At 69.8% G+C, this 21,417-nt stretch carries 20 protein-coding genes; 15 read left to right on the top strand and 5 right to left on the bottom strand.

What is annotated here, in order from left to right; translation table 11 throughout:
* Positions 1 to 19 precede the first annotated feature (19 nt).
* A complete protein-coding gene (locus IEY88_RS31265) occupies positions 20 to 1,672 on the top strand; it encodes a methyltransferase (protein ID WP_189158479.1) in 1,653 nt (550 codons plus the stop codon).
* A 1-nt stretch (position 1,673) separates the two neighbouring features.
* On the opposite strand, the gene IEY88_RS31260 is transcribed toward IEY88_RS31265, so the two are convergent.
* Genes IEY88_RS31260 through sigK form a run of 3 tightly spaced genes read right to left on the bottom strand, consistent with a single transcriptional unit; the run spans position 1,674 to position 3,389 of the window.
* The gene (locus IEY88_RS31260; RefSeq protein WP_189158478.1) at positions 1,674 to 2,024 is read right to left on the bottom strand and encodes a VOC family protein; all 351 of its coding nucleotides are present in this window, start codon (positions 2,022 to 2,024) and stop codon (positions 1,674 to 1,676) included.
* Between the two features lie 43 nt (positions 2,025 to 2,067).
* A complete protein-coding gene (locus IEY88_RS31255; protein ID WP_189158477.1) occupies positions 2,068 to 2,793 on the bottom strand; it encodes an anti-sigma factor in 726 nt (241 codons plus the stop codon).
* Positions 2,790 to 3,389, bottom strand: coding sequence for an ECF RNA polymerase sigma factor SigK (gene sigK, locus IEY88_RS31250; RefSeq protein ID WP_189158476.1), 600 nt, complete (start codon positions 3,387 to 3,389; stop codon positions 2,790 to 2,792). Before sigK ends, IEY88_RS31255 begins: the two co-directional genes overlap by 4 nt.
* 186 nt (positions 3,390 to 3,575) lie before the next feature.
* On the opposite strand from sigK, the gene IEY88_RS31245 reads away from it, so the two are divergent.
* Complete coding sequence (locus tag IEY88_RS31245; RefSeq protein WP_189158475.1) at positions 3,576 to 4,226, top strand: fasciclin domain-containing protein; 651 nt, start codon at positions 3,576 to 3,578, stop codon at positions 4,224 to 4,226.
* Between the two features lie 51 nt (positions 4,227 to 4,277).
* On the opposite strand, the gene IEY88_RS31240 is transcribed toward IEY88_RS31245, so the two are convergent.
* Positions 4,278 to 5,336, bottom strand: a complete 1,059-nt coding sequence (locus IEY88_RS31240; RefSeq protein ID WP_189158474.1) for a GNAT family N-acetyltransferase — start codon at positions 5,334 to 5,336, stop codon at positions 4,278 to 4,280.
* Positions 5,333 to 6,400: an ATP-grasp domain-containing protein gene (locus tag IEY88_RS31235; protein WP_189158473.1), complete on the bottom strand. Its 1,068-nt coding sequence runs from the start codon at positions 6,398 to 6,400 to the stop codon at positions 5,333 to 5,335. Before IEY88_RS31235 ends, IEY88_RS31240 begins: the two co-directional genes overlap by 4 nt.
* A gap of 541 nt (positions 6,401 to 6,941) precedes the next feature.
* Between IEY88_RS31235 and IEY88_RS31230 the strand changes: the two genes are divergently transcribed.
* The 13 genes from IEY88_RS31230 to IEY88_RS31170 all read left to right on the top strand — a co-directional run bounded on the left by IEY88_RS31230 (position 6,942) and on the right by IEY88_RS31170 (position 21,370).
* Positions 6,942 to 8,489, top strand: a complete 1,548-nt coding sequence (locus tag IEY88_RS31230; protein WP_189158472.1) for a hypothetical protein — start codon at positions 6,942 to 6,944, stop codon at positions 8,487 to 8,489.
* Positions 8,486 to 9,733 (top strand): MFS transporter, encoded by a 1,248-nt coding sequence (locus IEY88_RS31225; RefSeq protein WP_189158471.1) that lies wholly within the window; start codon positions 8,486 to 8,488, stop codon positions 9,731 to 9,733. The genes IEY88_RS31230 and IEY88_RS31225 overlap by 4 nt, the downstream gene beginning before the upstream one ends.
* A complete protein-coding gene (locus IEY88_RS31220) occupies positions 9,730 to 10,566 on the top strand; it encodes an alpha/beta fold hydrolase (protein WP_189158470.1) in 837 nt (278 codons plus the stop codon). The genes IEY88_RS31225 and IEY88_RS31220 overlap by 4 nt, the downstream gene beginning before the upstream one ends.
* Positions 10,563 to 11,297, top strand: a complete 735-nt coding sequence (locus IEY88_RS31215) for a class I SAM-dependent methyltransferase (RefSeq protein ID WP_189158469.1) — start codon at positions 10,563 to 10,565, stop codon at positions 11,295 to 11,297. Before IEY88_RS31220 ends, IEY88_RS31215 begins: the two co-directional genes overlap by 4 nt.
* The gene (locus IEY88_RS31210) at positions 11,290 to 12,543 is read left to right on the top strand and encodes a preATP grasp domain-containing protein (RefSeq protein ID WP_189158468.1); all 1,254 of its coding nucleotides are present in this window, start codon (positions 11,290 to 11,292) and stop codon (positions 12,541 to 12,543) included. The genes IEY88_RS31215 and IEY88_RS31210 overlap by 8 nt, the downstream gene beginning before the upstream one ends.
* Entirely contained in the window at positions 12,543 to 13,160 is a 618-nt protein-coding gene (locus IEY88_RS31205; RefSeq protein ID WP_189158467.1) for an SET domain-containing protein-lysine N-methyltransferase, read from the top strand. The genes IEY88_RS31210 and IEY88_RS31205 overlap by 1 nt, the downstream gene beginning before the upstream one ends.
* Complete coding sequence (locus tag IEY88_RS31200; RefSeq protein WP_189158466.1) at positions 13,157 to 14,518, top strand: KamA family radical SAM protein; 1,362 nt, start codon at positions 13,157 to 13,159, stop codon at positions 14,516 to 14,518. The genes IEY88_RS31205 and IEY88_RS31200 overlap by 4 nt, the downstream gene beginning before the upstream one ends.
* Before the next feature lie 244 nt (positions 14,519 to 14,762).
* The gene (locus IEY88_RS31195) at positions 14,763 to 16,352 is read left to right on the top strand and encodes a glycoside hydrolase family 64 protein (protein WP_189158465.1); all 1,590 of its coding nucleotides are present in this window, start codon (positions 14,763 to 14,765) and stop codon (positions 16,350 to 16,352) included.
* 129 nt (positions 16,353 to 16,481) lie between these two features.
* Positions 16,482 to 16,979, top strand: coding sequence for a SigE family RNA polymerase sigma factor (locus tag IEY88_RS31190; RefSeq protein WP_189158464.1), 498 nt, complete (start codon positions 16,482 to 16,484; stop codon positions 16,977 to 16,979).
* Positions 16,976 to 17,752 carry a hypothetical protein gene (locus IEY88_RS31185; RefSeq protein ID WP_189158463.1) on the top strand — a complete coding sequence of 259 codons (777 nt, stop codon included), beginning with the start codon at positions 16,976 to 16,978 and terminating at the stop codon, positions 17,750 to 17,752. Before IEY88_RS31190 ends, IEY88_RS31185 begins: the two co-directional genes overlap by 4 nt.
* Positions 17,753 to 18,188: 436 nt before the next feature.
* The gene (locus tag IEY88_RS31180) at positions 18,189 to 18,683 is read left to right on the top strand and encodes a hypothetical protein (protein WP_189158462.1); all 495 of its coding nucleotides are present in this window, start codon (positions 18,189 to 18,191) and stop codon (positions 18,681 to 18,683) included.
* A gap of 656 nt (positions 18,684 to 19,339) precedes the next feature.
* Positions 19,340 to 20,266 (top strand): hypothetical protein, encoded by a 927-nt coding sequence (locus tag IEY88_RS31175; RefSeq protein WP_189158461.1) that lies wholly within the window; start codon positions 19,340 to 19,342, stop codon positions 20,264 to 20,266.
* Between the two features lie 42 nt (positions 20,267 to 20,308).
* Positions 20,309 to 21,370, top strand: a complete 1,062-nt coding sequence (locus IEY88_RS31170) for a hypothetical protein (protein ID WP_189158460.1) — start codon at positions 20,309 to 20,311, stop codon at positions 21,368 to 21,370.
* Positions 21,371 to 21,417: the final 47 nt, after the last annotated feature.

Here is a 21,417-nt window from a genome sequence, read left to right as displayed (position 1 = left end):
GCCACCAGGAATCGTCACCATGATCCCGACAACCACCCGCATCATCGCCGCGGCGGACCTCGGCCGGCTGACGGCCGCGATCTCCCTCATCGGCAGGCACGACACGCACTCGGCCCTCGCCGCCGCGGTGCCGTCGCTGCCCGCCGACCAGCGCGCCGCCGTGACCAGGCACGCCGCCCTCGACCACGCGGCGTTGCTCATCTTCCCGGAGACCCTGGTCGGCCTCACGGACGAGCTCGCCCGGCTCGGCCTCGAGGTCGGCACGATGACCCCGAGCGTCGTCGTCCGCGAACGGCTGAGCGCCCGGTACTCGGTGCCCGTGGCGGACCTGAAGGTCGGCATCCTGCGCGCGCCCGTGCCCGACCGCAACGGCTGGCCGTGCGAGCTGGAGATCTTCGTGATGGTGACGCCGCCCGAGCTGGCGCACATCGCGGAGGACGAACGCCGGCACGAGCACGAGAACCACGTGGCGCTGGCCGTGCGCCGGCCGGACCCGGTGCTGCTGCGCGGACTGCGCACGATGATCGCCGGTGTCCGGCGCTGCGACGGCGGCGGGTACAACCGCTACGAGAACAACTCGGTCTTCTACTTCCGCGACGCGCACTGCGCCGACCCCGCGTTCCGCCGCCTGGAGCTGATCGCCACCGGCCGGTTCGCGCAACTGCAGGCAAGCCACCAGCGGGAGTCGTGCGCCGGCACCGAGCTGCTGCGCCTGATGACCGGCGCGTGGGCGACGCAGGCCATCGCGACGGCGGCCGAGCTCCGGCTGCTCGACCACCTCGTGACGATCACGGACCTCGAAGGCCTGGCGTCGGCCACCGGCTGCGAACCCCCGAGCCTGGCGAGGCTCCTGCGCTACCTCGGCTCGCTCGGCGTCGTCCGCGTCTGCGGCGAGCGGTACGACCTCACCGACCTCGGCGAGCTGCTGCGGTCGGACCTGACGGGGTCGATGCGCCCGCTCGCCCTGATGTACGGCGGCCCGTTCTACCGGTCGTTCGCCGAGCTCACCGAGGCCGTCCGCAGCGGTGAGGAGTCGTACGCGAAGGCCTTCGGTGCCCACCACTTCGCCCACATGGCGACGGATCCGGCGCTGGCGGAGCTGTTCCACGGCTCCATGGCGGCGAGCAACGCCATGTTCACCGGCGTCACCAAGGTCGTCGACTTCTCCGGCGCCCGCACGGTCGTCGACGTGGCCGGCGGCAACGGCGAGCTGCTCTCCCGCGTCCTGCACGCCAACCCGGCGCTGCGCGGTGTGCTGCTCGACCTGCCGAACGCCCTGGCCGCGGCCGAACCCCGGCTCGCCGACCTCGCGGACCGCGTCAGCCTCGTGCCCGGCGACTTCACCGAGGCCGTTCCCGGCGCCGGTGACGTCTACCTGCTGTCGCGCGTGCTGCACGACTGGGACGACGAGCAGTGCCGCACGATCCTGGCCACGTGTGCGCGGAACATGCCCGCACACGCCGAGATCCTGGTGATCGAACGGCTGCTGCCCGAGACCGGTGGGGCCGACTCGCTCGCGATCCCCTGGGACATCCACATGTTGTGCAACACCGGTGGCCGCGAGCGCACCGAGGCGCACTACCGCGCGTTGCTCGCCGAGGCCGGGTTCGAGCTCGTCGAGACGCACGCGCTGCCGTTGGACGCGCACGTGATGCGCGCCCGGCTGCTTTAGCTCACCAGCTCACCAGGCAGAAGGGGTGGCCGGCGGGATCCGCGTAGACGTGGAACCGCTCGCCACCACCTTCGAGCCTGCGCGCACCCAGCGCCAGCACCTGCTCGCCCGCCCCCACCAGGTCGTCCACCCGCACGTCGAAGTGCATGTGCGCGGTGTCGTCCGGCCAGTTCGGCGGTGTCCAGCCCTCGACCCGCGCGAACGCGACGCCGGGCCGGTCCGGGGCGTCACCGATGACGACGAACTCCCCGTCGTCCTGCACCCGGACCATCCCGAGCAGCTTCTCGTAGAACTCCGCGAGGCTCCGCGGGTCGGGGCAGTCGATCACCAGGCCGTGCCAGCGTCCGATCATGCGCGGGATGCTGGCACCGAACCAGGACAACCAGCGCCCTGGTTCACGCGAGGGGCATCGCCATCACCGCCGGCAGGGTCGGCGTCGTCGAACCGCCCGCGGGCTCCAGGGTCAGCGCCACCTCCTGCACGCCGGTCAGCCCGCTGACGAACACGGGCGCGGTCCGCGAGGTGAGCAGCCCGGCCGAGTGCGGGACCTTGTCGGCACCGATCGTCCAGAGCTGGTAGCTCCGCCCGTCACCGGGATCCGGCAGGTCCTTGGCGAGGAACAGCGCCTCGTCGCGGCTCGCCGACACCACCGCGGTCCCGGTGGCGCCGTTCGGTGCCTTGCCGTTGACGAGCCTCGCGTCCGGTGTGGACAGGAAGTCGGAGAACCGGCTGTACTCGCTGGACAGCTGTGCCAGCTGCCGGTCCTGGTCCGAGGACCCCGTGTACTGCACCGTCACGAACACCGCGGCGACGAGGCAGGCGGCCGCGAGCAGCGCTCCCGCCCAGCGCTTGCGGCGCGGGTCCGGCACGCGGTCCGCGTGGGGTGAGAGCTGCCGGGTCTCGGCCGCCGCCGCGAGCACGCGGGCGCGGAGCTGGGGCGGTGGCGGGGCCTCCACCGCGACGCCGAGCCGTGCCGCCGTGGCCGCCAGTTCGGTGACCTCGATCGCGCAGCTCTGGCACCGGGTCAGATGCGCCTCGAAGGCCGTGCGTTCGATCTCCGACAACGCGTTCACGGCGTAGGCGCCGGTGAGCGTGTGCAGATCAGCGGATGTGGTCCTCATCCGGTCACCCCCATGCAGTCCCGCAGTCGGATCAGGCCGTCGCGCATCCTGGTCTTGACCGTGCCGAGCGGGATGCCCAGCAGGCTCGCGACCTCCGGATAGGAGTAGCCCTGGTAGTAGGCGAGCAGCACGGACTCGCGCTGCAGGTCGGTCAGGAAGCTCAGGCACCGGCGCACCTGGCGTTGCTCGAGCCGGCCGTCGACCTGCTCGCTCACCTCGTCGAACGGCCTGGCCGGGTCGAGGCGGGCCGCGCGGTCCTCGCGATGCGTGGCGGCCTGGGCGGACCGGACCCGGTCCACGGCCCGGCGGTGCGTCAGCGTGAGGATCCAGGTGGTGGCCTTGCCCCGCTCGGGGTCGAACCTGGTCGCGGTCCGCCACACCTCGAGCATCACCTCCTGGAACACCTCCTCCGACTGCGCCTGGTCCCGCACGACTCGTCTGATCAGCCCGAACACCGAGCCGGACATGACGTCGTAGAGCCGTTCGAACGCGGCCTCGTCGCCGCGTGCGACGAGAGCGAGCAGCTCGTCGGCTGTCGGGCCGACGTCGCGAGGAGTGCTCTGCAGGCTTTGCAGCGCCCGCTCACGCTCAGGCATCCCGAGGTCCTCTCCATCAAGCGTTGTCCTCTGGTGTTCGCAGCCGGAGCGCTCGTGGATCGGTCCTGAACGCGCCATCACATCCGGGCGGGTTTGTAACAGGTCGATAACCACACCCATCCGTCTCCCGAGGGGCGGCGAATCACGGGTAGCAACTGCTCGATCACCCTTTGGAGATGTCCTGTCATGAACCAGACCGTCCGCAACACCGTCCTGGCCGTCGGCGCCGTCTCGCTCGCCCTGTTCGGCGCGGCGTGCGGATCCAGTGACACGGCCAGCACGGGTACGTCTTCCTCCGCGGCTCCGACCACGACCGCGACCTCGTCCGCCGCGATGGCCGACCCGGCCGCGAACCTCGTGGGCCCCGGTTGTGCCGACTACGCGAAGCAGGTTCCGTCCGGCTCGGGTTCGGTGTCGGGCATGGCAGCTGACCCGGTCGCCGTGGCCGCGAGCAACAACCCGCTGCTCACGACCCTCGTCAGCGCGGTGTCGGGCAAGCTGAACCCGAAGGTCAACCTGGTCTCGACGCTGAACGGTGCCGAGTTCACGGTCTTCGCGCCGGTGGACTCCGCGTTCGCGAAGATCGACGCGGCGACGATCGAGAAGCTCAAGACCGACGACGCGCTGCTGACGAAGATCCTGACGTACCACGTCGTTCCCGGCCAGATCACGCCCGACAAGATCGCCGGTGACCAGAAGACCGTGCAGACCGGCACGGTGAAGGTGTCCGGTTCCAAGGACGCGCTGAAGGTCAACGACGCCAACGTGATCTGTGGTGGCGTGAAGACCGCCAACGCCACCGTCTACCTCATCGACTCGGTCCTGCTCCCTGCCTGATGTGTGACGCCTGTGCCCCTCACATCACCGATGTGAGGGGCACAGGCGTGTCTACTGTGGACTCATGGCGGACAACGCCGAAGTCACCGAGTCCGTCATTCCGCGCACTGCCAGCACCTGGGGCAGCGCGGTGGTTCCCCTCAGCCGCTTGGCGTCGTCCGAGCTGATCCCGTACTCCAGCGCGGACAGCCCGGGATCGGCGCATGCGTGCTGGATCGGCAGGTGGTACCCGACCAGGGTGTACAGCGGCAGCCCGCCGGCGCGCGAGTAGTCGAACCCGGCGTGGAACCCGTACAGCAGGTCGTGGTGCCGCAGCCACAGGCTCATCCCGAACGGGTCCTCGCCCGCGGGGGCCGCGGTGAACGCCACCACCTCGATCCGGCGGGCGATCTCGGCGAACCAGCCGGTCAGCTCGTCGAGCGTCGACTGCTGCTCGTACTTGCGCTCCAGCAGGTGGGCCAGCAGCGAGAGCTGTTCGACGTTCGAGTCGTCGACCACGGTCGCGGCGGTGGTGAGGTTCGCCGACGCCACCACGGACAGCTCCTTGCGCAGCCGCGTGCGCCGATGCGAGCGCAAGGAGCCGAGGAACTCGTCGTAGTCGGCGTAGTGCGTCGGGAACACGTGCCGGTCGGGCGCGGGGAACTCCAGGAAACCCAGCTCCGCCAACGCTTTCCGCAGGTCCGTGTCCGCCGCGTCGACGTACGGGAAGTACACGGCGTCGACATCGCGGGACGCGCCGAACGCCACCGCCGCCTCGGCCACCTCCAGCCGGGCGTGCGCCGGGGCCCGGACGGGGTCGTGCAGCACCGACGAGTTGAACCACGTGCCGCACAGCAGCGCGCGGTCCAGGGTCACGGGCGCGGGCAGCATCAGGTCGAGGCGCACCGTGTCGTCGGTGACCGAGCCGTTGAAGACCTGCGCCGTCGTGCCCGCCGCGATGCCGTCGGCGTCCGACCACGTCAGGCAGGCGGCCTCGCGGGGCACCCACGGGCCGACACCGGCTCGTTCGACCTCCAGCCACGCCGGCGTGCAGAACAGGTCGGCCGGGCCGCACAGCGAGGCCCACGCGGGGGACGCGGCCGCTTCGGCCAACGACAGCCGGGTGATCATGCGGGCACCACCTGAGCGGCGCCCGCGAACCAGTCGGCGGTGTCGACCAGGGCTTTTCGCGCCGCTTCCACCGAGGGGGCGCGGACCATGATCTTGGCCGCGAGCAGGTGCGAACCGCCGCTCGGATCGCTCACCACGTCCCCCGCGCGCTTCCAGACCTGGGCCGCGGCGACACCGGGGCGGGCGGCGATCTCGGCCTGCGAGGGCAGCCGGGTGATCCGGCCCGCGGGCACCGGCAGGTTCGCCCAGCCCAGCACGTCGGGAGTCGCCGACACGACGGCGGGGGAGGGCACGCCCAGCAGCGCGGCGGCCTGCTCGGCGTAGAGGTCGACGCCGCTCTTGGCCAGCACGGTCTCCGCGACCATGCCGCCGCCGATGCGTCCGGCGCACTCGCCGAAGACCAGCGAGCCGTTGTCGTGGAACGCTTCCAGGTGGAACACGCCGTCGCGGTGACCGAGTGCGGCGAGCGCGGCGGCGGTCAGTTCGGTCGTGCGCTCGACCAGGTCCGGATCCTCGACGGTGGTCGAGGCGATCAGGTCGCCGTCGCGCACGCCGATCACGTTGTGCAGGTACCTGCTGACCACGGCGACCACGAGCACGCCGTCGCGCACCACGCCGTCCACGTGGAGCTCCCCGCCGGGCACGAACTCCTCGACCAGCCACGGCCCTGCCTCGTCCGGCATCGCGGCCAGGTCGTCGGCGGTCCGCACGGCCCACGTGCGCTGCGTGCCCGCGCCGGCGGGCGGCTTGATCACCAGCGGCGGTTCGACGCCGGCGCCCTTGGCCTCGGCCAGCGACGCTGCCCAGGCGCAGCGGGCGGTCGGCAGACCGGCCGCGCGGACGAGGCGCTTCTGCTCCAGCTTGTCGCGCAGGGCCAGTGCGACCGGCACCGGAATCCCGCGGGCGCCGCCCAGTGCGGCCAGCACGGCGGCGGTCACCACGGAGAACTCGTCGTCGGTGCCCACGGCGGTGAAATCGGCCGGAGCCAGCCCGGCCGACGCCAGACCGGCCAGCACGTCCTCCACACGACTGTGGTCACGCACGGGCACCACTTGCACGTTCACAGGCAGTTGGTCCGGCACCCCGGGATCGTCTATGGCCGCCACACACGTGACCGCGACTCCCAGGTCCCGCATTGCGCCGACTGGACCAGCTCCCCACTCCAAGCAGAGCACCCGGTCAGCCGGGGACAATATTGTCATCTGTTATCCCCCAAATCGCCCCTGCCATTCATTGTCATCATAACCACGGCACACTTCCGCACGCCCGATTCGGGATGGTTGCGCCGTCCGGGTGAAGCTCGGAGGAGGCCTTGCAGGGCGCCGGTCGATCATGCGTATAGTCCGAAGTCGTCGGGGGAATCTGACGCGGTAAAGGTTGCGTACGATAGTTGCGCCGGCGGGGGTGGGCATGCAATTTGTCGAGTCTGAACTTTCGGACACTTCTTCCCTTTTATTGGCTGAATTCACAGCTGCGGGCAGGATCTCCTTCCGGTTGGCGCTCCAACGCCTCACGACGTGGGAGGCGCTGCTGACCCAGCACGCGCTCGGGCACCCTGATGTGATCGCGCATGCCACTTACCCTGCAGTTCAGGGGTCCTCCAGGGTGATAGTCAAGATCACGACCGCCCCGCTGTCGGGCGTGTCGTTCTGGGCGCCGGGCGCCGCACCCGAGCAGTCGGACGAACGCACCATCGGCTGGCTGGACGTGCCGCGGTCGGTCCTGGAAATGGTGAACGAGGAAACTGCCGCCGCCGCCGTGCGGGAACGCGCGGAAATGCGTGGTATACACGAGCTGCTCGGTCGGTGGGAGCAGTCCGGCGAGCTCGACAAACGACTCGCGGTCATCCAGGACATCGTCGAGCGAGTGGAAAGCATTTACATCTTCATCGGACGCGATGTTTTCTCGAAATCCGACGCGGGATCGAACACGCTCACCCGCGATGACCTGGTGGGGAAGCTCCGCCGGACCCCGCGTGAACAGTGGCGCGAAAGCGACTGCCTGTTCGTGGTCGCCGCGCACTGCCTTTTCCTCAGCGGGCGGTCGGTCCGCTTCGAGGAGTTCAACGGGAAGCAACTCAGTGCCGTCGGGCTGCGTGAGTTCCTCACCAATCGCTACGCTGCGTATTGCCACGCGCTGGGCCGCGACCCGATCGACCTGCACGGGCTGCCGTTGCTCGAGCTCGCCGGCCGCATCCGCGAGCTGATGCCGGAAGCCGACCGGACCGATCACATGCGCTACCGCCGGATCAGCGGCCTGACCCTCGCCAAGAGCGAGTACCTGGCCGACTTCCCGCTGCCCCGCGACCCCGCGGAGATGCCCGGGCTAGTCGCGGCCTTCGGGCGCGAACGCCTCGACCTCACCGCCACCGGAGACGTCCGCGCCGACCTGCGCGCGATGACCCGTGCCGCGGCGGAGCGGGACGCCGGGAACCCGCCGGGCGACGACATCGGTGTGCTCGGCGAACTGCTGGCCACGATCGTGTCCTCGGCCGTGCAGGTCACCGACTCCGACTACGGCATGAGCAGCTCGGTGCGCGACCTGGCGTCGTTGCGCGGCGCCGAGGCCGGTGGCCCCGAGGGCGTGCTGGCCCTGCGCAAGGCCGACTTCTTCTGTTGCTGCCTGCCGCACCCGACGCGGATGGCGCACGTCGGCGACGAGGACGTGCCGATCCTCTGGCGGTCGGCGCAGCGCATGCAGTACAACCGCTGGCACTTCATCCCCGGCGAGTTCGACCGCGCGGACATCCCGGAGAACCGGCACTACTTCTTCCCGCCGCAGGTCCCCGACATCGCCGAGCACGCCGACCACATCCACGGCGGCCACGTCGCCTCCGCGGTCCGCTACACGATCCGCGCACCCGGCGCGCAGGTGTGGCGCGAGCCGTTCACCGTGTTCGGCCACGGCTTCCGGGGCTGTTACGACATCCGCCTCGTTCGCATGCAGGGCCCGCCCTACACTCTGGGTGAACTGACCGACGCCGTGCGTCACACCTCGCTGGTCGACGCCTTCTGGCGAGCCCTCGCCGAGTGCCTGGACACCGGTGACGTCCCAGTCGCGCCGATCCGCGGGTTCGACAAGGCGTGGTACGAGGACCGCGGTTGGCAGGCCGCGTTCCCGTACCGGGAACCCGCGGAGGCCGCAGCACGATGACCCAGACCACCCAGGACACCGGCGACCAGACCACCCAGGTCGGGTACTGGCAGGTCCTGACCACCCGCAACGTGGCGCCGCTGCTGCTGTCGGCGTCGCTGTCGCGGCTGGCGTCGGAGATGACGCTGTTCACCGTCGTGCTGTCGGTGCTCGTCCGCTTCGACTCGCCGGTGCTGGCCGGCCTGAGCGGGTTCTTCCTGACCCTGCCCGGTTTCCTGATCAGCCCGGTGGCCGGGGCCCTGCTCGACCGGGTCGGCGCGCGCCGGGCCGTCATCCTCGACATGCTCGTCAGCGGTGTCCTCATCGGCCTGATCGTGGTGGCGTCGGTGGGCGACTGGCTGACCGCGCCGCTGCTGCTCGGCGCGCTGGGCGTGTTCTCGCTGACCAGCCCGCTCAGCGCGGGCGGGGTGCGCACGCTGTTCCCGATGATCGTGCCGCCGCACGCCTACGCCAAGGCGAACGCGCTCGACCTCAGCACGTACTCGGCCATCGAGGTGACCGGCCCGCTGGCCGCCGGTGCCCTGATCGCGCTGGTCGGCGCCGACCCGGCGCTCGCGGTCGTCGCGGTGATCTTCGTGCTGGCGGCGCTGAGCCTGCTCGCCGTGCGCGGCCCGTTCACCGAGCCCGAACGCGAGCCGCGCAAGCACCTGGTGCGCGAGGCGTGGGACGGCATCGTCTACCTGATGCGCAACGCCACCCTGCGCGGGCTGGCGGGCGCGTACTCGACCTACCAGATCGCGTTCGGCATCCTCGTGGTCGCCGTGCCCGTCGCCGTGGCGCAGCGGATCGGCGGCGACGGCGCGACCGAGCAGTGGGCCGGCCTGATCTGGAGCATCACCGGTGTCTGCGGCGCGGCCGGTGCCCTGGTCGCGGGCAAGGTCATGAACGCGAACACCGAGCGGATCACCATCATCGTCACGCTGATCGCGTCCGCCGCCGTGCTGCCGATCAACGCGATCGCCTCGGTGATCACCCTCGGCGTCGGCATGGCGTTGTTCGGCCTGGTCGAGGGCGGACTCAACGTCGGCGTGCTGTCGCTGCGCCAGCGCCGCACCGAACCGCAGTGGCTCGGCAGGGTCATGACCGTGTCGATCAGCGTCAACCTCATCGGCTTCCCGATCGGCACCGCGCTCGGCGGCGTGCTGGCGAGCCAGTCGGTCGCGGTCGCGTTCTGGGTCGCCGCGGTCTGCGCCGCGGTCGGCGCCGTGATGGCGACCGTGCTCATCCCGAAGGCCGGCCGATGAGCCCGGCGCTCGCGACGACGGTGCGTGGCACGGGCCCGGACCTCGTCGTGCACCCCGGCGGGCCCGGCATGGACCCCGCGTACGTGGACCCGTTGCTCGATCTGGCCGACCGCTACCGGCTCACGATCCTGCACCCGCGCGGCACCGGCGGCACCGCGCGTCCGGCGAACCCGGACGCGTACTCGCCCGACGAGTACGCCGACGACCTGATCACGTGGCTCAGCGGCCGCGCCGAGCCGCCCGTGCTCCTCGGACACTCGCACGGAGGCGTCGTCGTGGCCCGTGCCGCCGCTCGCAGGCCCGACCTGGTGCGCGCGCTCGTGCTGCTCGCGACTCCCGCGTACGGAGGTGAGCGTGCGGAAGCCGAGGCGGAGGCATTGCACATCACCCGTGCCGGCGAACCGGACTGCGCACGGGCGCTGGCCGCGTTGGCCGCGCAGGGTGACGTCTACCCGGACGAAGCCGAACTGGGCAGGCACATCGCCGACGTCGCCCCGTTGTGGCTCGGTCCGCTGACCGACGAGACGCGTTCGTGGTGCGAGCGGATCGCCGCGCAGCCCGCGAACCTCGACGCGCTGCGGTACTTCAACGACCACGTCTTCCCGAAGCTGGACACGGTGGCGGCCGACGTCGCCGCCGCGGGCGTGCCCGCACTGGCCGTCGCGGGCGATCTCGACGCCTGGGCCGGCCCCACCCACCTGACCGAGCTGGGCGTGCCGTCGGCCGTCCTGCCCGGTGCGGGACACATGTGCCACGTCGAGGCGGTGCCGGCCATCGGTGCCGCGCTCGACGAGTTCCTGAACGCAATCGGCGAGAGGGCTGAACAGGTATGACCACCGGCGTGTGGAGCGAGGCGGACTCCGCGTCGTTCATCCGATTCGCGGACTTCTTCGTTCCCGAGCGCGAGAAGCAACAGGAACTGATCAGCACGATGATCGGCCCGGTCGGCTCCGGGCAGGTGCTGGACCTGTGCAGCGGCCCCGGCGCGCTGTGCGGGCGGCTGCTGGCCGACCACGAGCAGGCCCGCGTCGTCGGTCTCGACGCCAGCGCGGCGATGCTCGCCGAGTCCCGCGAGGTGCTGTCGGCCTACGGCGACCGGTTCACCGCGGAGGAGTTCGACCTGCCCTCCGCGGACTGGCGCGCCCGTGCCGAGGCCCCGGCCGCGGTGGTGTCGTCGCTCGCGATCCACCACCTCGACGGCCCGCAGAAGAAGCAGCTCTACACCGACGTGCACAGCATGCTGGCGCCTGGCGGAGCGTTCGTGATCGCCGACCTGATCGAACCGGTCGGTGCCCGCGCGACCGAGCTGGCCCGCCGCGAGTGGGACGAGTGGGTGCGCGACAACGCCCTCGCCTCGGGCCTCGGCGACGAGCCGTACAAGGCGTTCCACGAGAACGAGTGGAGCTGGCTGCAGTACCCGGACGACCTCGACAAGCCGTCCCCGCTGCGCGACCAGCTGAACTGGTTGCAGGAGATCGGTTTCACCGACGTGGACGTCTACTGGGCGCGCGCGGGCCACGCCGTGTTCGGGGCGACGAAGACAGGGGAGCGCCACGATGGCTAGGCAGCCGCGCTGCATCTTCGGCAACTTCGTCAACGAGCTGATGGTGGCGGTGCCCGACGAGCGCCACGCCCGCGCGCTGGTCGAGGTCGCGCCGCGCAAGATCTGGCTGGCCGAGCCCGGCGACCTGATGGTGCTGCCGTCGGAGCCGCCCGCCGGGTTCTGGGAGTACGCCCACGAACTGCTGGGCATGAACGTCGGTGACGTCGAGGTGATCACCGTCGACTCGGGACCGCTACGGCCTCTCGCCACCCGGATCCGCGAGCTCGGTCTCGTCGACCGGTTGCGCGACGCACTGGCGGCACGGCCCGGCGTCCAGGTGCTGCCGTTCGCGTTCGACCGGCCGACGCTCGAGCTGTTCGCCGAGCTGGGCGTGCCGCTCGAGGGCTACGACGAGGTGACCGAGTCCGCCGTGGAGACCGCGTACCGGCTCAACACCAAGTCGGGCTTCCGCGACCTGGCCGTGGAGCTGGGCATCCCGGTCGTCCCCGGCACGTTCTGCCCGGACCGCGCGTCGCTCGACGCCGCCGTGGCGGACCTGCAGAGCCGGGGCAAGGGCGCGGTGGTCAAGCTGAACCGCAGCTCCAACGGGTTCGCCCTGCTGTTCCTCGAAGCGGACCAGGACGCGGCTGTCGCTCTGGACGCCCACCTGGCGGGTCTCACCGCGCAGCCCGACGGGTGGCTCGTCGAGGAGTTCATGCAGGTCCAGTCGATCCTGACGGTCGAGATGTGGTCGCACGCCGACGGTCCGGAGCTGGTGCACACCGGCCAGATGATCACCCCGAACGGCAGCTTCAGCGGCCAGCTCACGCCGCCCCGCGAGTGGGGCGCGCACCTGGACGCGCTCGGCGAACACGGTCTGACGTGGGGCCGGAAGCTGCACGAGGCCGGCTACCGGGGACCGTTCGACCTGGACGCGATCACCGCGGGCGACGAGCTGTACGTGACGGAGACGAACGTCCGCCGCACGGGCACGACGTACCTGGAGTTCCTGATCCGCCGGCTGCACGGGGACGAGCAGGTCACCTGGCTCGCGGACGGCCGGGTCGGGCAGAGCGACCTGTCGTTCACCGAAGCCGCGGAGGCGTTGCGCGAGGCGGGCATCGCCTACGCGGACGGCGTGGGCGTGATCCTGACCGCGGACACCCGGCGGCTGGACCGCAAGTGGCGGTTCCTGGTGCTGGGCCGCGACCACGACGAGGTCGCGACGCTGGAGAAGCGCCTGGTCGACGTGCTGGACCTGACCTGATGCTGCTCGGTTCCGTCGCGCCGGACGGGGGCACCACCCACGGCCTCGGCCTCCGGGCCACCGCCCCCGTTCCGGCGGGCACCGTGGTGTGGTTCCCCTGCCCGCAGTGCCCGACCTACACGCCGGACCAGCTCGGCCTGCTGCCCCCGGACGTCGTGGACCGGCTCGACACCTGGGGTCACCTGCTCTCCGACGCCCGGATGCTGGTGCCGTGCGCGGGTGCGTATCTGATGAACCACTCGTGCACGCCGTCGGTCCTGGACTTCGGCCTGGACTTCGGCGTCGCGGTCGTGGACATCCCGGCGGGCGCCGAGGTGACGTGCGACTACGGCACGTTCAACGGTGATCCGGAGTCGTGGTCGATGGACTGCGTCTGCGGTTCGCCGTCGTGCCGCGGCGAGGTCGGCACGGTGGATCACGCCGATCCTGCCGTGCGGGCGTCGTGGGTGGAGCGGGTCGAGGCGGTGCTGCCCGCGGTGCGCGCGGTGCCGCAACCGTTGGGCCGCTTGCTCTCGACGCACAGCGCGGCGTACCGGTCCGTCCTCGACGGACTGTCCCGTGTGGATGGTTCGGGTGACTCGGTGGTCCGGCCTGGCTTCCTGGGGGTGTCGGTGTGACGACGGCGGTGGTGCGGGGTGCGCTGGAGCAGCCCTACGAGTACTCGCGCAGGGAACTGGTGGAGCCGGACTGGCGCCGTTTCCCGGGCTGGGCCGACGTCACCGAGGAGCAGTGGCGCGACCCCCAGTGGCAACGCGCGCACTGCGTGAAGAACGCCCGGCAGCTGCACGCGCTGGCCGGTGGCCTGCTGTCCGAGGCGTTCTACGACGACCTCGCCGAGGACCAGGCGAAGTTCGCGACCATGTCGATGCTGCTGCCACCGCAGATGCTCAACACGATGGCGCCTTCGGTGACCTCCGGCTTCACGGAGGCGTTCCTGGCCGACCCGATCCGCCGCTACATGCTCCCGGTCGCGTCCGACCGCGACCCGGTGTGGCCCTCGCACCCGCACTCGAGCCGGGACTCGTTGCACGAGGCGGAGATGTGGGTCGTCGAAGGCCTGACCCACCGCTACCCGACCAAGGTCCTCGCCGAACTGGTGTCGACCTGCCCGCAGTACTGCGGGCACTGCACCCGCATGGACCTCGTCGGCACCTCGACCCCGCAGGTGGACAAACAACGCCTGCTGCTCAAGCCGGTCGACCGCCAGGACGCCATGCTCGACTACCTGCAACGCACGCCCGGCGTCCGTGACGTCGTGGTCTCCGGCGGCGACGTGGCGAACGTGCCGTGGCGCCAGCTGGAAGCGTTCCTGATGCGGCTGCTGGCGATCTCCTCCGTGCGCGACATCCGGCTGGCCTCGAAGGCGCTGGCCGGCCTGCCGCAGCACTGGTTGCAACCGGCCGTCGTCGAGGGCATGGCGAAGGTCGCCCAGGCCGCTGCCCGCCGGGGCGTCAACCTCGCCGTCCACACCCACGTCAACCACGTGCAGTCGGTGACGCCGCTGGTGGCCGAGGCGACCAGGGCGATGCTCGACGCCGGTGTGCGCGACGTGCGCAACCAGGGCGTGCTGATGCGCGGTGTCAACGCCACGGCCGAAGACCTGCTGGACCTCTGCTTCGCGTTGCAGGGCGAGGCGGGCATCCTGCCGTACTACTTCTACATGTGCGACATGATCCCCGCCGCCGAGCACTGGCGGGTGTCGGTGGCGGAGGCGCAGGACCTGCAGCACGCGATCATGGGTTACCTGCCCGGTTACGCGACGCCGCGGATCGTGTGCGACGTGCCGTACGTGGGGAAGCGCTGGGTCGACCAGGCCGTCGCCTACGACCGGGAACGCGGTATTTCCAGCTGGACCAAGAACTACCGGACCCTGCTGGACACCGAGTCACCGGACCAGGACCAGCACTTCCCTTACTACGACCCGATTTCCTCGCTGCCCGAGGCGGGCCGGCGGTGGTGGGCGGCGCGCCGCTGACGTTCGGGCCCGATCGGTCCGGTTTTCGCCCGATTCCATTGTGGACAGACACGGAGCAGGCCGAGATTCGTCTCGGCCTGCTTCTTCGTTTTGTTCCGGTTCGGTATTGACAGGGCGGACACCTGCGAACAACCATGGAAGCGCTCTCATAACCGGTCTGGACCAGTTCTCGGAACGGAGGCCACCGACCGCCCTGAAGCCGGTCGGAGGCCTGCTCGCGGAGCACCCCTGCACAAGGAGTCCCATGCGCACTCGAACAAAGTGGTGGAGCGCGCTCGCCGCGCTGGCGGTGACCGCGTCGACGGCCCTCGCGCTGCCGCCGGCACAGGCGATCGGCCCCGACCTGCTGCCTCTCAACGTGACCAACAACAGCGGCCGGTCCGAGGCGGTGCACCTGTACGTCCTGGGCACGGACATCCGCAACGGCCGCCTCGGCTACGTCAACCAGGCGGGCGCCTTCACGCCGTGGTCGCCGGGAGGCAACCCGCCCACGCCCGCACCGGACGTGTCGATCGCGGGCCCCGGTCCCGGCGGCACCGCCTCGCTGCGGGTGCCCCGGTTCATCTCCGGCCGCGTCTACATGTCGTTCGGCGAGAAGCTCAAGTTCTTCCTGACCCCCGACGGCCTGGTGCAACCGGCGCCGTGGGCGGGCGGCGACCCGAACAGCGGCATCCTGTTCGACTGGAGCGAGTTCACCTACAACGACGCCGGTCTGTGGCTCAACAGCTCGCAGGTGGACATGTTCGCCGTCCCGCACGCGGTCACCGTGACGGGCGCGAGCGGTGCCACGAAGAAGACCGGCGAGCTCAAGTCCGGTGGCCGCGACGCCGTCATCAACGGCATCCGCAACCAGTCGGGCTGGGGCGGGTCGATCATGTCGCGTGGGGACGGCACCGTCCTGCGCGTGCTGGCGCCGGGCAAGGCCGCCGACGTCGGCAACTTCGACCGCAACTACCTGGACCCGTACATCACCCAGGCCTGGAACGCGTACACGGGCAAGACGCTGACGGTGCAGCCGTTCGGTGACCGTCCGGACGTGAAGTACTTCGGCCGCACGTCCGGCAACAACATGAACTTCACGAACACCGCCGGCCAGCAGGTGGCGTCGTTCGCGAAGCCGTCCACCTCGAACGTCTGGGGCTGCGACGGAGCACTGCACGCACCGAACGACCAGGTGGTGGGCCCGATCGCCCGCACCCTGTGCGCGGCCCTGCACCGCTCCACGCTCGGCCGCATCGACGTCCAGCCGGGAGGCGGCCCCGCCGACTTCTACCAGGGCGCGATCACCAACCACTACTCGCGGCTCGTGCACCAGAACATGGTGGACGGCAAGGCGTACGGGTTCGCGTTCGACGACGTGCAGGCCCAGGAGTCGCTGGTGCACGACGGCGACCCGCGCTCGGCCGGCATCATCCTCACCCCGTTCACCGGCGGCTCCACCCCGCCGCCCGCCGCGGGCAGCATCGTCAGCGACTGGCACGGCAAGTGCATCGACGTGCCGAACTGGAACTTCGCCGACGGCCAGCGCCTCATCGTGTGGAACTGCACGGGCGGCACGAACCAGAGGTTCGAGTTCGTCGGCGGCACGCTGCGCACGGAGAACAACAAGTGCGTCGATGTGGCGTGGGGCTCGACGGCGAACGGCGCGGCCGTGCAGCTCGCGACCTGCTCCGGCAACGCGGCGCAGCAGTTCGTGCTGAACGGGTCGGGCGACCTCGTGAACCCGCAGGCGAACAAGTGCGTGGACATCGCGGAGTGGAACCCGAACAACGACGCCGTCCTGCACATGTGGGACTGCGTCGGCGGCGCCAACCAGAAGTGGCACCGCGGCTGACACCCGTCGCTCACCCGGAGAAGCAGGTCGGCTTTCGAGCCGGCCTGCTTTTCTGCTGTCCCGGATGCAACGTCGGGGGTCACTTCTCCATTAGGGGTGCGAAATCGAGGTCGAGCCGACGATCGGGAGTTGCCGGTGGAGTTTGCTGAGTACGTGGCGAGGCAGCGTCCCGCGCTGATGCGGTTCGCCATGGTCCTGACCTGCCGGACGTGGCTGGCCGAGGACCTGGTGAGCGACGTGCTGGGCCGCGCGTTCGAGCGCTGGGACCGGATCTCGGTAATGGACGAGCCGAACGCCTACGTGCGGCGGATGGTCGTCAACGAGTACCTGTCCTGGCGCAGGATGCTGACCCGCACGTCCCCACGTGCCGAGGTCGAGCCGAGGGCGGTCCCCGACGGCGCGGACGAGCGGGCCGAGCGGGACGCGATGATCAGCCGCCTCGCCGGCCTGCCCAGGAAGCAGCGCGCGGCCGTGGTCCTGCGCTACTACGCGGGCCTGTCCGACCGGGAGATCGCCACGCAGTTGGGGTGTCGGGAACCGACAGTGCGCAGCCAGATCCACCGCGCACTCCAGGTCCTGCGCATCGACCTCACCGCCACCGCCCCCGACTTCCAGGAGACCTCATGAGCGACCTGCGCACCCTCCACGACGCCTTCGCCGAGCTGGAAAGGCGCGCCGACGCCGCAGCCACGGCCCCGGTGGTGCGGCCGCGCCGAGCCGTGCGCCTGGTCCCCGTCGCGGCCACCGTCGTCGCGGTGGCGGGCCTGTTCGCGGGCGCGATGTGGCTGGTACCGGCAGACCCCGGCGCTCCCGCCGGTCCACCGCCCACCGCACTGTCCACGACCACGGCGCGCAGTCCGGTCCCCCACTCGTCGGAAGACCTGATCGCCCGGTTCAGGGAGGTGCTCGGCGACACCGCGACGATCGACGTGACCCAGGAGCACGTCCTGGGACCCCCGGCCCCGTCGAAGAACCCAGGTCAAACGGGGATGGTCGTGATCCCACAGCGAGTCGAACCGGACGCCACCACCCACGCGCTCGTCGGCGGGACCCTGACCTCGGCGGGCATCACCGGGAGCTTCAACCTGAGGATCCACCCCGGCGGCGACTCCGGCGGTCCCGGCACGTGGTGCAGGAACTCGCACCCGGTGGACTGCGTCGTCAGCACCCTGCCCGACGGCTCCGAGCTGGCGACCGAGACCGCGCGGCTGGCGCCCGGCGCGGTGTCGTACATGGCATGCGTCAAGCGTCCCGACGGGACGATGGTCCGCCTGCACGTCGGCAACCAGGAGGACCCCGGGGGCGCTGTGATCGGCACGCCGGGCGGCCGGTTCCTCTCGCCGCAGCCGCCACTGACCCTCGAGCAGCTGAAGGCGATCGTCACGTCCGGCAGGTGGTGAAAAGCAGAGAAGCAGGTGGAGACGAATCTCTACCTGCTTCTCTGGAGTACGCCGCCAGGGACTCGAACCCCGGACCCGCTGATCAAGAGTCCTCGGGTGGACCCCTGCAGTGGTGTCGGGTGATGTTGGTGAGTGTCGTTTCCGCACGTCAGGTCCGCAATCCGGGAGTTGGGCCTAACGAGATGTGTCGTCCCGTATCACTGCAGGCCAGGGACCTCGGGCCCGGCTCGGGCTCGCCATCGGGCCTGCTGCGCGACGTCGAGCGGGCCGTCTCGGTGATCACGGCGACGGTTGTCGGGCTCACGTTCCTCTTTGGATTCGGCAACGTCCTCAACCTCGCCCTGCGGCCTGGCGTGCCGGTGTGGGTGGCTCCGCTTGTGGCTCCCGCCGTTAACCTCTCGATCTTGGGTCTCCTACTGGCGACGAGGCACCTGCGTTGCATGGCGCGGACGTCGAACTGCTGCGGCCGTTGCGGCGGTTCACGCTCTTCGCCAGCGCGGTCACGTTGGCGCTGAACGTGGCAGACCCGTTGTTGTCGGGTGAGCACGGCAAGGCGGCGTTCGACGCGGTCGGGCCGGTCCTGCTGATCGGCTGGGCAGAGGTGGGGCCTGGCCTCCTGCAGGCAATGTCCAAGACTGGATGTCCGCAGTCGGACGAGCCCGCCGCCGCGAGGGAAGAGGGTTGCGAGCGCAAGGTGGTCGAGATCGATGCGAATGCTGCCGATCTTGACCGCGCACGCCGGGCGGATGCTCTGTATTGGACGCAGCACAAGCGACCGATCTCGGTAGACGCAATTCGCGTCGAGCTGAAGATCAGCATGGATCGTGCTCGGGAGCTTGTTATTGCTCTTCGTGCTGAGCTGACCGAGCTAGTAGTTGGACGCCTAGATGATCTTCATCCGAGGTCCTTCGCCGGCGCGGTGCCCGCGTGATATGGCTTCGGCCCTCAGCCTCTGCTTGTTGTCAGGACTTTGACGAGCGGAGGAATTTCCGTTGTGGAGCACAATCAGCTCGGATCGAGGTCAGCGAGCTGTCCCCCGGCAGGGCACCTTGCGGCCGCCGCCGTTGTCCGGCAGGCGCCGGGCACCGACTCTCAGAGCGGTCAGCATGGTCGACAGCGTGGCCTCCGGAGTGATCGGCTCCTGCGCGTACCCCTGGAGGTCGAGGCGCAGGACACCACCGGGAAACGCTCGGCCGACGACGCTCGCCAGCTCGGTCTTCCCGACGCCAGGCGGCCCAGGACACCATGCACACAGAGGGAGCGCTGCCGGGAACCAGTTCTCGGTCCAGCGCCGCGAGGACGTCCTGTCTGCCGACGAACCTCTCTGACCGCGCGGGCACCGTGTTGACGGGAACGGGAAGCGGCGCGTAGATCATCACCGTGTCGGTGTGGCCGATCTGCCAGGCCGTGCGCACGGCGCCGCCGATCGTGTTGCGGTACTGATCCACAACTCCGTTCTATTGCACGGACGCGTGCGGTGGGGCGGTATTACTTGATCGCCTGGAAAAGCGATGCGAGGCTCAGATTCTTGCGGCAGGGCGAATCCGGCCGTGTAACGCCGACGCGGAACGTGCGGATAAGGCAACGGTGACGGCCGAACGACCAGACGGACTCTCGCCGAATACGTCCAACTCCGCCACCGGCTCGGTCCAGGGCGCGGTGGTGCAAAGCGATTCCATCGACCAGGTGCATGTCGGCCACCTGGACCGGCGCACTTTCGCATTGCTCGGCGCGAGCATCCTGGCAATTGTCGTCGTTGTGGTCGTGGCATTGGTTCTTCGTTCCTCCACCACTGCCGGCAGTCCGTCGACCCAGGAGTCCTCCGCCCAGATTTCCACGGCGGAGGCTCCCATCGCGGTGGAGTCGGTCGCCTACATGAAAGCCAGCGAGCCCCACCATCACTTCGTTTTTCCGGACCCGTTGGCGCTATCCGCCGACGAGATGGCGGAGTTGAGCGCTACGAACGGGAATGGCAAGGCGTACGAAGACTGGGCGCTCGCGCACGACGGCGTGTATCCGAACTCTGTCAAGCTGCAGATCGGGTTGCGCGCCACCAGCAGGGAGACGTTGAACATCACCGACGTCCGGATCGTGAAGGAGTGTCGTGACCCGTTGTCGGGCACGCTGCTGTACTCCCCGACGGCAGGCCCCACCGGCAGCATCGCCATGTTCTTCGATCTCGACGCCGACTACCCCGTCGCACTGGACGCTCCGGACGGACAGGGGTATTTCACCGGGACGGCCGCACAGACCATCCAGCTGGTACCGGGTGAGGTTGCAACGCTGCTCCTCGACGTGTCGACCAGGAAGAGCTACTGCACCTTCCGTTTCGACCTGGTGCTTAACCCTGGGGGTGGCCGGCCGGAACTGGTCAAGTCCGTCGACTACAACGGCAAGCCTTTCGCCGTGTCTGCGACGACGGACTTCAGCGTCTACCGCGCAATTTACGCGGGTGGAGTCGCTGGCAGAGACGGGAAGTTCGTCGCCGTCGACCCCAAGACGTTCGGCGGCTGAGCGGGATCAGGAGTAACGACCATGGGTTTTCGGATGTGCGGCTTGATTCTGGTTCTGCTCGCTGTCACCGCCGGCTGCGGCGACGCTGACAGCGCAGCCCCGGCGCCGACACCGGCGTCGACTTCGAGCCAGTCATCGAGCATTCAGCCCGCGGAGCAGTCCGCTCAACCTGTCGCACTTGAGAGCCTCTGCGCGGCGGTGGACATCAAGGCGGCGTCGAAGCGACTGACCGGCGTAGCCGAAGCAGTAGTGGCCGCAGCGCCGTTGCTCCCGACACCGCCCCGACAAGCGGGCTGCGAGTTGACCGGCTCGAACGCCAAGCCCGCCGACGTCTTGCGTATCGTCCTCATGCCCGCGGTTCGGGACGGTGTCGACGTATTCCGCGACCTCAGCGCCCGGCCCGGTGTCGTCCCGATGAACGTAAACGGCCAACGCATGGTGTGGCAACCGGATGACCGAACTCTCCACGTGCGGTTCCTGAACACGAAACCCCACCTCGGTGGCACTCTAGCTGGAGTGGACTCCGTGCTGTCGTTCGCTTGCGTTGCGAGCCCTTTGGATGCTCCGAGTTACACCTCGTGCGGCGGGCCGGACGCCGGGACGACCGAATCTCGTGACGTGCTCGCCGCGACTCAGATCGTGCGCGGATTCATGAAGGCGGCATCTCCGGCACAAGCAGGTCCGCAGGCTCGTCTGGAGGACTACGTCGGGGAGTGGGGGTTCCACGGCACAACCGTCACGGTGCGCAGCGACTCGACCGGGAAAGTGGTCTCGAACCTTGGGCCGTGCCGCGACATCAACGGCCCAATGTGCCGGGAGTCCGCCGAACTGAGGTTCGTGCTCGCCGCGGACGGCCTGATCGGCTTCTACCAGTCGTTCTCGTACTCCGACCTGGACGGCACTCCACTCCCTCCCGGTATGGAGATCCCCAGTTACGCAGGCAAGGACCAGGACTCGTTTCGCATCAGGAAGGTTGGGGACGGGCTGTACACCCTGGCATTTCTGCGGACTGCGGGCCGGCCGACCCTGGAAACCCCGGACGGCACGCGTTACCTGTGCGGCATGGGTTCGCCGCCTAGCGCCTACGAGAAATGCGGCAGCTGACCAGCTGATCCTCCGCTCGCCGGGCGACGAGGTTCGCCCGCGCACTC

Source organism: Lentzea pudingi (assembly GCF_014646255.1).
GTDB classification, from domain to species: Bacteria; Actinomycetota; Actinomycetes; order Mycobacteriales; family Pseudonocardiaceae; genus Lentzea; species Lentzea pudingi.
The sequence above is the reverse complement of the archived record's forward strand: the minus strand, read 5'-3'. Positions and strand labels throughout refer to the sequence as shown.